The sequence below is a fragment of the Robertmurraya mangrovi genome, assembly GCF_034427655.1.
GTDB classification, from domain to species: domain Bacteria; phylum Bacillota; class Bacilli; order Bacillales; family Cytobacillaceae; genus Robertmurraya_A; species Robertmurraya_A mangrovi.
This window is the reverse complement of sequence record NZ_JAXOFX010000004.1, coordinates 64,544-77,878: the sequence shown is the minus strand read 5'-3', so window position 1 is coordinate 77,878 and position 13,335 is coordinate 64,544. Positions and strand designations below refer to the sequence as shown.

General features: G+C 34.9%; 12 protein-coding genes and 1 riboswitch. Of the genes, 2 read left to right on the top strand and 10 right to left on the bottom strand.

The window, feature by feature from the left end:
• Positions 1–162: 162 nt before the first annotated feature.
• The 5 genes from SM124_RS08095 to SM124_RS08075 all read right to left on the bottom strand — a co-directional run bounded on the left by SM124_RS08095 (position 163) and on the right by SM124_RS08075 (position 3,605).
• Positions 163–621: a hypothetical protein gene (locus tag SM124_RS08095; protein ID WP_322446011.1), complete on the bottom strand. Its 459-nt coding sequence runs from the start codon at positions 619–621 to the stop codon at positions 163–165.
• Positions 622–637: 16 nt separating this feature from the next.
• On the bottom strand, positions 638–1,105 hold the full coding sequence (locus tag SM124_RS08090; RefSeq protein WP_322446010.1) for a DUF2243 domain-containing protein: 468 nt from the start codon (positions 1,103–1,105) through the stop codon (positions 638–640).
• Between the two features lie 172 nt (positions 1,106–1,277).
• Positions 1,278–2,000 (bottom strand): amino acid ABC transporter ATP-binding protein, encoded by a 723-nt coding sequence (locus SM124_RS08085; RefSeq protein ID WP_322446009.1) that lies wholly within the window; start codon positions 1,998–2,000, stop codon positions 1,278–1,280.
• On the bottom strand, positions 1,997–2,680 hold the full coding sequence (locus SM124_RS08080; protein ID WP_322446008.1) for an amino acid ABC transporter permease: 684 nt from the start codon (positions 2,678–2,680) through the stop codon (positions 1,997–1,999). The genes SM124_RS08085 and SM124_RS08080 overlap by 4 nt, the downstream gene beginning before the upstream one ends.
• Before the next feature lie 121 nt (positions 2,681–2,801).
• Positions 2,802–3,605 carry an ABC transporter substrate-binding protein gene (locus SM124_RS08075; RefSeq protein WP_322446007.1) on the bottom strand — a complete coding sequence of 268 codons (804 nt, stop codon included), beginning with the start codon at positions 3,603–3,605 and terminating at the stop codon, positions 2,802–2,804.
• Between the two features lie 113 nt (positions 3,606–3,718).
• Positions 3,719–3,903: riboswitch (Lysine riboswitch) on the bottom strand.
• 239 nt (positions 3,904–4,142) lie between these two features.
• On the opposite strand from SM124_RS08075, the gene SM124_RS08070 reads away from it, so the two are divergent.
• Complete coding sequence (locus tag SM124_RS08070) at positions 4,143–5,795, top strand: M20/M25/M40 family metallo-hydrolase (protein WP_322446006.1); 1,653 nt, start codon at positions 4,143–4,145, stop codon at positions 5,793–5,795.
• Between the two features lie 303 nt (positions 5,796–6,098).
• Here SM124_RS08070 and SM124_RS08065 read toward each other — a convergent pair whose 3' ends face one another.
• Positions 6,099–6,560, bottom strand: a complete 462-nt coding sequence (locus SM124_RS08065; RefSeq protein WP_322446005.1) for a hypothetical protein — start codon at positions 6,558–6,560, stop codon at positions 6,099–6,101.
• A 20-nt stretch (positions 6,561–6,580) separates the two neighbouring features.
• Positions 6,581–8,218: an ATP-binding protein gene (locus SM124_RS08060; RefSeq protein WP_322446004.1), complete on the bottom strand. Its 1,638-nt coding sequence runs from the start codon at positions 8,216–8,218 to the stop codon at positions 6,581–6,583.
• Between the two features lie 216 nt (positions 8,219–8,434).
• Between SM124_RS08060 and rluF the strand changes: the two genes are divergently transcribed.
• Positions 8,435–9,142, top strand: coding sequence for a 23S rRNA pseudouridine(2604) synthase RluF (gene rluF / locus SM124_RS08055; protein WP_322446003.1), 708 nt, complete (start codon positions 8,435–8,437; stop codon positions 9,140–9,142).
• Between the two features lie 40 nt (positions 9,143–9,182).
• On the opposite strand, the gene SM124_RS08050 is transcribed toward rluF, so the two are convergent.
• The 3 genes from SM124_RS08050 to SM124_RS08040 all read right to left on the bottom strand — a co-directional run bounded on the left by SM124_RS08050 (position 9,183) and on the right by SM124_RS08040 (position 12,998).
• Positions 9,183–10,991: a glycosyl hydrolase family 18 protein gene (locus tag SM124_RS08050; protein ID WP_322446002.1), complete on the bottom strand. Its 1,809-nt coding sequence runs from the start codon at positions 10,989–10,991 to the stop codon at positions 9,183–9,185.
• Positions 10,992–11,201: 210 nt separating this feature from the next.
• The gene (locus tag SM124_RS08045; RefSeq protein WP_322446001.1) at positions 11,202–11,816 is read right to left on the bottom strand and encodes a hypothetical protein; all 615 of its coding nucleotides are present in this window, start codon (positions 11,814–11,816) and stop codon (positions 11,202–11,204) included.
• A gap of 9 nt (positions 11,817–11,825) precedes the next feature.
• Positions 11,826–12,998, bottom strand: a complete 1,173-nt coding sequence (locus SM124_RS08040; RefSeq protein WP_322446000.1) for an Alp7A family actin-like protein — start codon at positions 12,996–12,998, stop codon at positions 11,826–11,828.
• Positions 12,999–13,335 lie beyond the last annotated feature (337 nt).

Here is a 13,335-nt window from a genome sequence, read left to right as displayed (position 1 = left end):
TCACAATTCAGTTTCATTTATTATACATGGTACCTGTTTCACTTTTTATTAATTTGTAAGAAAATCTAACCAGTAATTATATTTTATGTTAGAACATCTTACAGAAGAAGGGATATAACGCAAAAAAAGAAGCCTCAGTAACTATGGGCTTCTCTGTTTATGTCATTTATTTACTTTTACCGTTGTCACAAAAGCAACTTCTTTTCCTTGATGGGTAAGCACACGATGATCATTTGCATGGAGGGATACTTTAATATGATGAGTTCCTTTTTCAAGGAGATCCAGATTGTAATAGGAGCCATATAATCTATTTACTTTTTTATTATTAATATATAAATGAGCATGACCTTTATTGTAAGACTCATCTTTTGTTCCTATAAGCTCAGGTGTAAAGGAGAAATTCTCCGGTTCAATTTTAAGAAGCCAACTACCAGATAAATCTTGTTTTACCCACCCATGAATCGTGGGTACATTCTTATTGGAAGGAATCTCAAAAACACCATGAGCATGATGATTAGCTGTATGATGATTAGACATAGTATGATGGCTATTTAGATTATGAAAATATAACATCGTAGAAACAAATGAAAATATAACGATGAAACTGATGATCCTGTACATATATTTCACCTTACTTTTAAGCATCCATTGCTTTCATTTTAGATGTAGCTACTCTTCTAATCATAAACCCTATAAGAATTAGAAGGATTCCAGAAGCTAAAAAAAGTAAATCATACATTAAGGCATTCGGGTCACCCGGCTTCACCCGATGAATTTGGAGGATATGATGATTAATGATTCCTTCTACAAAGTTAAAGGTCCCTCCTCCAATTAGAAAGCCTCCGATTAACATTCTGAGTCCTTTCGTGTGCTCAGTTGGATTGCCTCCGAGCCAAAGTAAAAATCCACCTATTACTAAAGCAATGGTTACAGCTAAATGAAATACCCCATCACTAACAATTTGTCCTGCTCGAGTAGTATCCATAATGACACTATGCCATTGAAGTATTTGATGAAATATAATCCCATCTAAAGCTCCAAAAAAACCAAAACCTAATATAAAACTACCAATACTAATAAATTTCCTTTTCGTTACAGTACTCAATGTTTTTGTTCTCCTCTCATTATTATCAGAACATTAAAACATTTTCTCCTATAACTGTGATTTTTAAACCTTGAGGAAGTTTATCGAGTTTAGTGGTTAATATCCCTGACAACTCGAAAGATGAATCACAAAAAATACCGCACTCACTTAAGTACGGTATCCATATTCATTATTACAATATTTGATTTAAAAACCTTTGCGTTCGTTCATGTTTTGGATTATCAAAAAGTTCAGAAGGGTGTCCTTCTTCTATAATATAACCATCCGCTAATATCACGACTCGGTCTGCTACTTCTTTTGCGAAGCCCATTTCATGTGTAACAATAACCATCGTCATTCCTTCACTGGCGAGGTCTTTCATAACTTGTAATACTTCACCAACAAGTTCCGGGTCGAGGGCTGATGTTGGCTCATCGAATAGCATCACTTTAGGTTCCATTGCTAAAGCTCTTGCAATGGCTACCCTCTGTTTTTGTCCACCTGATAATTGATCAGGAAAGAAATTCGCTTTGTCTTCTAAACCTACTTTTTTCAGAAGGGCCTTTGCCTTTACAATGGCATCTTCCTTTTTCTGTCCTCTTACGTAAATAGGAGCCTCAATCACATTTTCAAGAACGGTTTTATGAGGAAAAAGATTAAAATGCTGAAAAACCATTCCTACTTTTTCTCGAACCTTATTAAGATTTGTTTTTGTAGGATTAATGACTTCCGACTCAATCTTGATTTCTCCACCTTGAGCTACTTCTAGAAAATTTATACAACGCAGAAGTGTACTTTTTCCAGAACCACTTGCTCCAATTAACACCACGACTTCTTGCTGTTTAATTTCTAAATCAATATTTTTTAATACTTGTAACTGCCCAAAGGATTTAGATAGATTCTTGATTTCAATCATGCAATAGTCGCCTCCTTCGGTTTACTTACGTCTAGTTTCTTCTCAATCTTGTTTGTAAAGTAAGTAAAGATAAGAACGATAATTAAATAATAAATACCAACAACAAAGTATGTTTCAAACGGTAAATAGTTTTCCCCCTGAACCGTTAACGCCGTATTGTATAAGTCTGTAACCGCAATATAGGCTACTAGTGAGGAATCTTTTAAACTAATAATAAACTGGTTTCCAAGTGGCGGAATTGCACGTTTAAATGCTTGCGGAAAAATAATTCTTCTCATAGCTAGTGTTTTTGTCATCCCTAGAGAACGAGCAGCTTCCATTTGCCCTCTATCAATGGACTGGACTGCTCCCCTGAAGATCTCCGCTATATAGGCTCCCGTATGTATGCCTAGTGCTAGTGCCCCTGCCGTAAAACTATCTAAAGTTACAATATTAGCTATTCCGTAATATAAAAACATGATTTGTACGATTAAAGGAGTTCCACGAATAATCCCGATGTACAAGTCTGCAATTAGATTTAATAGCTTAGAAGATGATATTTTAAAGGCCGCAAACATAAGTCCTATTACCATGGCCAATAATAGCGAAACTGCCGTTATGGAAATTGTCATCCATGAGGCTTTTAAGAAAGCCAATCCATGTTCATTAAGGATTCCAATGGTATTATGCCAAAAAGTCATCTAACAATCGCCTCCTAGTAAAAAAAGTGCGTATACACGCACTCTTATTTTGGTTGTTTTCGCAAAGATGGTTGTATTTGTGCAAAATCTAAAAAGTCGATTTCTTCTTAGAGAAATTGTCTTATTTTTTCATAATATTTTCGTTAAACCATTTCATACTGATTTTCTCGTACGTTCCATCATCAATCATAGATTGAATAGCTTCGTTAATTTTGTTCGCAAGCTCTGTATTTCCTTCGTTAACCGCAACACTTACACGGTCTTCATTTAGAAGATCACCAATAGCTTTAATTTTTAGGCCGCCTTCATTTTTTGCACTAACTCCAACGATTTTATCTGTAATTACAGCATCAATCCGTCCTAAAGCTAAGTCTTGAAGAGCATTTACATCTAGTGGATATCCCTTTACTTTGTCTGATAAACCTTCAGCCATATCCTTCCAAGTAGAAGCTTGGATTACCCCAATCGTTTTTCCTTTTAAGTCTTCTTTAGATAAAATATCTGTATTTCCTTCAGCAACGAAGATTTGAGCACCTGATAAGTAGTATGGATTTGTGAAGTCTACTTGTTTGTCACGTTCTTCAGTTGCTGTCATACTTCCGATGATTGCATCATACTTTTTTGCTTTTAATCCTTGAATGATCGTTTCCCAAGGATTAGTTACAGGGTTTGATTCTAAACCGATTCTTTTTGCAATTTCAGCACCAATTTCCACGTCAAAGCCAGTTAGTTGTCCATCTTTTTTAAAGTTTAAAGGTGGATAAACACCACTCATAGCAAAAGTCAGTTTGCCTTCATTAACAAGTTGTAAATCTGCCTTTTCCCCTGCTTCTTTGCTACCTTCAGAGTTACTAGCTTCTTTACTTCCGCATGCTGCTAAAACTAAAACAAGAGCAGCCATGACTAAAATCAACATTCTTTTCATTTTTGTTTCCTCCCTTTTGTGTATGTATTTACTAGCCTAATAGACTAAATCAAACAAAAAACACCGCCTATGGAAATGGACGGTGTTTTACGACACCCTCACTTAAAGCGTTGAAAAAAGATAGCTCTCCACATAACCGTTTGGATATATGGCAGTTCTGCCCCTATTCGAGTGCAGCCCCAGCCTTCTGAAAGCAGTGATTTCAGAAGCTTCGGCGACTTATCCTTTTTCCCGCTTTCATCGACTTCACTGAGTCTCAGGCGGAATACTAATATAAATCGCGACCTCTACCCCATCTCAATGCTTTTAAAGATGAGGATTTTATATTTAGTTTAACGAAACAATAAAAAGATTATATAGTAAATTTTCCATATGTGCAACAACTGTTTTAATATACATATATTTTCCAATATAGTGATTTACTCTATTAAAAATAACTTGACGAATCTTTTAATATTGATATACATTTTTAGCGATACGATTCGACTGGCTTAAATATTAGATTAAAAATATTTTACAAGAAAAAGAGGTTATAAAATGAAGCTACAATGTCGCGAGGAAGTACTAGCCTTTACGAAACAACTCGTAAATATTGAGAGTATTGTTAACACAGATGGTGAAAAAGTCATCGCCCATTCTTTATACACTCTACTTTCTTCTTTTCCATACTTTACTAATAATCCTACACATATCACTCTAGAGCAAACGATCAATGATGATCATGAAAGACATAATGTTTTAGCTTTCGTTAAAGGGACAAAAGGAACGAGTAATCGAACGGTTATCCTTATGGGTCATATGGATACGGTTGGAATTGATGATTTCAATCAATTGAAAGATTTGGCTTGCTCTCCAGACGAGCTAATGGAGGCACTGAAAAATGAAGATTTACCAGCATCCGCTAGAGAACATCTAGAGTCTGGTAACTGGCTTTTTGGTAGAGGGATTTTAGATATGAAGAGTGGAGTGGCGAGCCACCTTTACCTACTAAAATATTATTCTGAACACCCAGAAGAGCTAGATGGAAATCTTGTTTTTCTAGCTGAATGTGATGAAGAAGACGGATCTCATGGGGTACTATCTGCTTTAAAAACATTTAAAAGCTGGAAAGAGGAACATAACTTTGATTATGTAGCAGCTATCAATGCGGATTTTGTTTCTCCACGTTTTGAAGGAGATGAAAACCGCTACATCTATAAGGGGACAGTTGGAAAACTTTTACCATCGTTCTTTATAACAGGTGCTGAAACTCATGTTGGGTCATGCTTTGAAGGACTTGATCCAAATTTCATAGCAGCAGAATTAACTAAACAAATTAACTATAACCCTGAACTTTGTAACGAGGCATTAGGAGAAACGACTGTTCCGCCAGTTTCGTTAAAACAAACTGATTTAAAACCTTCTTATACGGTGCAAACAGCCCTTTCTGCTTATGTATATTACAACTTTTTTATCCATTCTTGGTCACCGAAAGAAGTTATAGTGAAGCTAAAAGAACAAGCAACTATTGCTTTTGAAGCGGCTCTATCTTCTTTTGACGAAAGATATAAACAGTTCTGTGCTATTAGCGGTGAGCCATATATGAGCCATTCTTGGCAACCAAGAGTGTATATCTATGAAGAAATGGAACAGCTTCTGATTCAAGAAAATGGCGATGCTTATGTACAACATATGAATGAGTTTAAAGAAAACCTTTTACTAGACATTACATTAGATACTCGAATGTTTGCGGCTAGAGTAGTAGAAGAAGCTTGGAAATGGATGAGTGATAAGAGTCCAGCTATTATCCTTTTCTACTCTTCCTTATATTCACCTAGAATTGAACTATCAGGAAAAACAGACAATGAGCAAGTATTAATTAATGCTCTAGATTTAGCAGTAGAACAAGTACAACCAGAATATCCACACCCAATTGTCACTAGAAACTTCTTCCCTTATATCTCTGATATGAGCTTCGTAGCGCTAAGTGATGATGAAGAAGGGATTCAGGCTGTTTCTAATAATAACCCTGGATGGGGAACGAAACATTTTGTTGACTATCAAGACATTAGAGATATCAATGTTCCTGTTATCAATATTGGACCTTATGGGGTAGATGCTCATAAAAAATTAGAGCGTATGGAAACATCTTTCTCATTAGAAATTGTCCCTAATTTAACCAACTTGGTTATTAGAGAGTTACTGAAATAAATTATATTAGAATAACAAAAAGGCTAGTTCTGTAAATCAGAGTTAGCCTTTTAAAATGAGTATTAATCTTCAAAATCAAAATCATCATTATCGTCGTCATCATCATGATCATAATCTACTTTGATGACCTTACCTGTCTTAGCATCAAGCTCTAAATCTACTTCCCCACGAGAAGATTTTAATTGTATTTTAAATATCCATAGACAAATTATCTTTACCTAATATAAAACCCCTTAATTTACCATTTACATGTTTCTCTGTTAGATTTCCTCGACTGCAAAAGGGGGCATTCAGTCATTTCATTTAGCTATTCTTTACTTTATTGATCTGTATATGTTTATTCTCAAACTCTATCTTTAGAGTATCACATTGTGGAATCATCATAATTTCATGGGAAATGATTTTATCATTAACAGGCAGAAACTCTTGGTAACCCCAGATCCCTAGGTAATGTTGGTCACTATTTTTTGAAATATTGATTTCATAATTAGTTACTCTTTTATATTTAATTTCCCAGATACTATCATCGTTCCAATCTTTTACGGTGATGATAATCTCCAATGGATACATAAGGTTAGGGTATTGACGTTTTATTTCAAAGCCTAGTATTTCTGCATCATGAAAAGAGTAACTTGAGAAAAATTTATAAGCTTTTTTAGTAAAACGGGGTTCTAGTCGATGGAATTCTTCTAGATATTTGTTATAATTTTCTTCCCACTGCTCAAAGGAATGGGAGATGTATAGTTCTTTTGTTAAATATCTCATTATCTACCTCAACGATGTAATTACTCTATAACTAAAGGAAGTTTAATTTCAACTATAGTCCCTTTGTTGACCATACTACTCAAATGAATACTACCATGGTGTTGTTTAATAATTTTATGACAAATCATAATCCCTAGCCCGGTTCCTTTATCTTTCAAACTATAGAAAGGCTCTCCTAAACGAGGGAGTAGATCCTCCGGTATTCCACATCCTTCATCCTCGATTGAAATGCTACACATGCCTTCTTGATCTTTAGTTAAGTGAATTTTTATTTCTCCACCATTTTCCATTGATTCCATAGAGTTTTTGAGAATATTGAGAAACACTTGTTTTATTTGATTTTTTTCCCCGATAACAGGGAAGGCATCACCATTACTTTTCATTTTAAATTGAATTCCATCATAGTTCGCTTGTGGAGCCAGTAATTCTAACGTATCATCAAGTAAATCCTTTAAATTGACTCGATCAAGTTTGACTGCTTGTGGTTTCCCTAGAGATAGAAGCTCACTAGTTATTACTTCAATCCGCTCTAATTCACTTAAAATTAAATCGTTATATTTTGTAGCACCTAGTTCACTTCGATATAGTTGAATAAAACCTTTAATCGTTGTAAGTGGATTGCGAATTTCATGTGCGACTCCAGCTGCTAACTCCCCTACAATCGATAATTTCTCTGATTGAAGTAAAATCTCCTCGGCTTTTTTTCGTTCTGAAATATCCCTACTAACAATAACGATATGTTCTATTGAATCATCATTACCTTTAACAGGCATACATCTAGATTCGAATTCGATAGCATTTCCTTCCTTATGAATTAATCTAAACTCCAATGTTATGGAACCTTTATTCTCAAACATCGCTTTTATACAATCACCAAACATCTTTGAATCATCAGGATGAATGAGTTTTCCCAGATCCATTTCTACTAGATCTCCCTTATCAAAACCTAATACTAGTTGGTGAGAAGGAGAATAATACTGTACAGATTGATTATGATCTAAAACCATAATTAAGTCAGAAGTATTTTCAGCAATCAAGCGATATTTTGCTTCACTTTCAGCCAGTGTCTTCTCCATTTTCTTTCTTTCTGCTATGGTTTTATATAGGTTTACGTAAGACTCGATTAATAATGAACCAATAATGACTCCTAACATTACAAATAGGACGTATTGAAGATGGAATAGAGGTTGATTACGAAATATATTAAAGAGAATCGGAACCGTAATTACATAAACGATTAAATACGTTACAAATAAATATGTATTTCTCTTAGCTGTTGAGTAGTGTTTTATAAACATATAAATAAGAGAAAAACTGACCATTATAAAGGTCCAACCCAGAATGGCAGGATACCAGTTTCCACTAGAAAGAAGGCGTGCTGCTAAAGCAAATCCACCTGTAATGATTCCTGGTATGGGGCCAAAATACGAAAACATCAAAATAACAGGGGCGTATCGAATATCATAAGAGTAACCATCTTGTTGAAAGGACATCATCACCAAAATATACGAAACCACCCCAGCATATAAGCTAATCCATAACTTCATATTTCTAAATGGTTGATTGAACTTATGTTTGATAAAAGATCCAATTACTAAAGGTGTACTTACCAAAAGTGAAAATATAGAAAGATTGATAATATAGTCTAAAAGGATCAAATGACTCCCACCTGTCATTATCTTATTTACTGTTATTATCATCATAAACTAGGGAACTGGGGATTGCTATATGGTATTAGAAAAATAGAATGAATACTAGATGATGAAGCTTTATGTAACCTTTAGGTAGTCAAACAAAGTTTCCCTCAGATTTTGATAAGTTTTCTAAAATACGTTATTCTTAAATATACAATTCCTCTAAAAGGGTGGTTTACGTTGCGCATTAATAAATTCATCAGCGAATCAGGCACAACCTCAAGGCGTGGTGCAGATAAGCTGGTTGCTGAAGGTAGAGTTACGATAAATGGTAAGGTTGCTCAGATGGGTAGTCAAGTAGAGCCTGGGGACGATGTTCGGGTCAATGGCAGTCAGCTTAGAGTAGCTAGTAATTATGTCTACATAGCTTTAAATAAGCCTGTAGGAATCACGAGTACTACTGAAAGGCATATCAAAGGCAATATCATTGATTTAGTGAATCATCCATTAAGAATCTTTAATATCGGACGGCTTGATAAGGATTCTGATGGTCTGATTCTGCTCACGAATGACGGGGATATTGTTAATGAAATCTTACGTGCTGAAAATAGGCATGAAAAAGAGTATATTGTTACAGTGGACAAGCCCGTTACGGCAGACTTTTTAAAGAAGATGTCTGAGGGGGTGGAGATTCTTGATACGAAGACTCTTCCTTGTAAGACAAAACAGCTGTCCAAATACGAATTTCAAATTATTTTAACTCAAGGGTTAAACCGTCAAATTCGTCGTATGTGTGCAGCTCTTGGTTATGGTGTTCAAAGATTACAACGTGTTCGAATTATGAATATTCATTTAGGTAATCTTCCTCTAGGACAATGGAGGGATTTAACGAAGAAAGAAAAAACGCAATTATTTAGCGATTTAAATTACGAGCCTAAACAATGGTAAAGAAAAGCCTGGTTCAACGAAAAACCAGGCTCCTCTTTTATTACTGCAAATCATTATGAATTTTCGACAATAACACTCTATTCGGATCTTGACTAAGCTCCCACATCATAGCTCCACCTAAGCCCATTGTCTTGATGAAAGTCGTTTTATACCCCACCGATTCCACATCATCATAACTGATAAATCTTGTCCCATTAAATAACCAAGGAACTTTAGAGTCTGACTCCCAATAACGTGTAAATCCATTTTTGTTAATATAGTTTGCCTCTAGTTCTGCATAACTAAAAGCAGAGCCTCCGCCAGTGAATGACTGATATAGACCGTTGTTTGTGTTGTTCACTTGGTTGTAGACTCTTCCATAGAAAGGAAGACCCATAATTAGCTTATTTGCTGGTACTCCATGATTGATATAATTTTGTACAGCATCCTGAACACTCCATTGATAGGAGAATTTTGAATCTGGATCCCGATAAAGTGGAGCATTTAATCCAGTTATAGTATCCCAGCTACCATGAAAATCATATGTCATCACTTGAATGTAATCGACATATGGATGAATCAAATCTAGCTCCGTATTGTTGGAATATCCTTTAGAGGCACCACCAGCGATACTTAAAAAGTATTTCTTTCCGTCCTTTGCACTTTGAGCATCAAAGGTTTCTTTTAGTTTCTTTAATAATAAGGTGAAATTTTGTTTATCTTCCGGACGATTGACATTGTCTGCCTCTCCTCCGGCAACTGGATATTCCCAGTCTATATCTACCCCATCAAAGCCATATTTTAAAATAAACTGTAAACAGCTTTCTGCAAAAACAGTTCTAGATTGCTCTGTTAAAGCCACATCTGAAAACTTTTCAGACCATGTCCAACCACCAACGGAAATTAATGTTTTTAAATGAGGATATTGTTCCTTAAGTTTTGATAATTGATTAAAATTCCCTTTAATTGGTTGATCTACCGCATCTCCTGGAAACGGTTTTTCTATATCGGCCCATGAATCTCCCAAGGCTATTTTTCCATCTGAAGAGATGTTAGCGAAAGCATAATTCAAATGGGTAAGCTTACTTGCATCAATGTTTAAAACCTGAAAATTTGAATATGTAGACCATCCTGTGTAATAACCAATCTTTTTATAATCATTTACTACAGGAGTTACTGTATTTTTAACCATTACCGCTTTTGAAACTTGTGCAATTTGGTTACTAGTATCATAAACAACGGCCTTTAAAATTTGCTCCCCATCAGGGACCCATGGGTCTGTTGCCCAGTTTACACTATAAGGCGCAGCAGTCAGCGATTTAATTAAATACCCACCGTTATTACTGTAAAATTCAACTTTGTTAATTCCTTTATCATCACTTGCTTGAACGGATAAGGTTACTGTTCCTTTTATGGTTTTACTATCACTTTCAATGGGAGCAACCACCAAATCACTCACTTTTGGAGGTTCATCCACTGTTGAAGATGAGGTAGTGACCTTTAAAATATTACTAGATGCTGAAACATTCCCTCTTGCGTCCTTTGCCTTGACAAAAAAACTGTAGGTAGTACTAGAACTCAACCCTTTAATTGTATATTGATTCGTACTAGCATTCCCTATTAGACTATTATTCTGGTATATATCATAACTTTTAACACCAACATTATCAGTCGAGGGATTCCAAACTAAAGATACAGAGGAATCGCTAATACCTGTTGAACGTAAATTAGTAGGAGCAGTTGGTGCTGTACGATCAGGTTTTGCCGCTAAAGCAACATTTAGATTAGTAATACTACTGAGTAAGAGTAAAATAACTACTAAGAATTTCAAGCCGTAATGCACTAAACTAAGACGATTTCGTGGCTTCATTCCCTTTTCTCCCTTTCCTATAAAAATGTAATTCTTGCTAATTTCATTTTAGTATAAGGGTAGTGAGGGATATAGTGGAAAATAGTAGTATTAAAGGTCTATTACAATTCTAGTATAATAATTTGTAATTTCTACTGGCTAAGAGTGATGAGTAATAAAATCTTACTAAAAAAACCCTTCAAAAGTATTGAAGGGTTGAATTTTAGCTTCTCACTTATTCATCGTCTCTAGAAAATCTCCTAATAAATCTTCTAAATTACTTTCCAATTCTTTCTCTTCACCTATATCAACAGATTGACTCTGTTTGGCTGTGTCCCAGTCAAATTCACTTAAGTCATCCTCTTCTTCTATAAAATCAAATTCATCCGTTGAGGCAGTCTGTTCAATATTATTAGCAAGGCTATTCTCTCTATAAGTCTCTAACCCTAACTTTTCCTCTTCCGGCTCTTCCTGTAGGTAGAGGGCTTCATTAATGTCTAAAGAGTTACTATTGAGTGAAGCGAGTAGGGATGTAGCTCGAACGGGGTCTGATAAGAGTTGATAAATAATGCTTCCGATTAATGCTTCAGAATGTTCATTTTTTAGCCAGTTTCGTTGTGTTTTACTCAAGGATTGAGGTAGAGGAACCGTAACTGTCTCTCTATTCCTAATGTTTGAACTTCCTACTCCTTGCATCACAAAGTCAGCAATTTTACTAGAGAAGTTTCTTCTTTCCGTTTCTTTTAGTTTTTGCAAATGTTTTAATAGATGATCAGGGGTATCCGAGGGAATACGAAATGAAATGGTCTGCCCTCTCTTAATTTCTCCCATGTTAGATTTCTTCATGGACGTACCTTAGTTCTTAACCGGTTCTTTAACCGCTTTTTGTTTTTCTAACTTTCTAGTAAAATCCATAATTAACTTGTAATAAGCATTTGCCATCATCCAAATACTTTCTTTTTCATCCTCAAAAAAGTCTATATTATAGCCATCCAGATTATTATTAAGAGTCTTAATATATTCTTTTAGTACATTTGATCCTCCGCCTACAAAATAACAAATCTCTGTTTGTGAATTCTTTTGCCACGTATTACGTAATAAACGGTATTGCTTTTTCGCTAAATCTAGAAGAATTCGATCTGTAATATCATGGACACTTGTCCGACTTCCTTTGACCATAATATGATTACGATCATTCTTCTTCGTGATAATTTCAACCACGTCTCTTCGACTATCTAATTCAATTCCGTGCTTCGTTCTAATTTCTTCTCTAATGGCTTCAAGGGACTCAGAAACACCGAGGTTAAAGCCTTGAGCTTTATCATCATCTACATTTCGATTTTTAATAACCGCAATATCAGTCGATAGACCACCAATATCTTGAATTAAGATTCTCTTATCAATTAGGTCCTTATTTATAATCTTTAAATTATTATCCATCACTAGATTAATATAGGCAGCAAAACCTTCTGGATAAACTTTTACTTCTTCAAACTTAATATTTACTTTAAGTCCTTGATATTTCGGAGTTACAAGAAACTCTACTTGATGAACCGAACCGATTAGTTTAGAACGGTATCCAGCATCTTTTCCCTCTTTCACTTCACGGAGTGGTAATCCAGTTCCTAGTGTGTAATTGGCATCTACCACATTTTTATTTCTTGGAAAAATACTTTTATTTTCTTCTCTTACTGCATCTAAAGCAAGAGTCGCTAAAAGCATGACGAGGGTTTGATCTTCTTCAGACTTACTGCTACCTGGGTCTAGTTCTGTTGCATTGTTACTTTTTGTAGCTAAATCACCGACACGGTAGACTACATTATTATCTTGTAAAGCTGGGGAATGAACTTTGATATGAATACCGTCTAGTGGATTTTTATTATCTAGTTCTTCTATGCCGATAACTGGGCGGTCTTCTGTGTCTCTAGCAACGATGTTAGGAATATTTAGTTCATATTCTAATTCTCCTAAAATAGCCTTAATAGAATCATTACCCACATCAATAGCTGCAATTCTAGACTTATTCATAAATAATCATCCCTTTTCAATTTTGTTATAAAACTAATGTAAATCACTGTCCTTCATTTAAGGGTATAGATGTTTTATACATAGTTCAATGAAACCTGAGGAAAAGAAATGAAACTGTAAACCTGTAAACTTTTCGTAAACTTAACCATTATTTGTAAACAATTAAGTAAACAACCTTTACAAATTTGTATACATCTTGTGGTTACAGCATGTATACAGCTTTGTAAACATGCATACACATTTGTATACTTTTGTTTACAGATTGTATACACGTATACTTAGTTGTTTGGAGTGTTCTAGTAATTCTGTCCAACAATAAAATTATCCAAAAATTCCA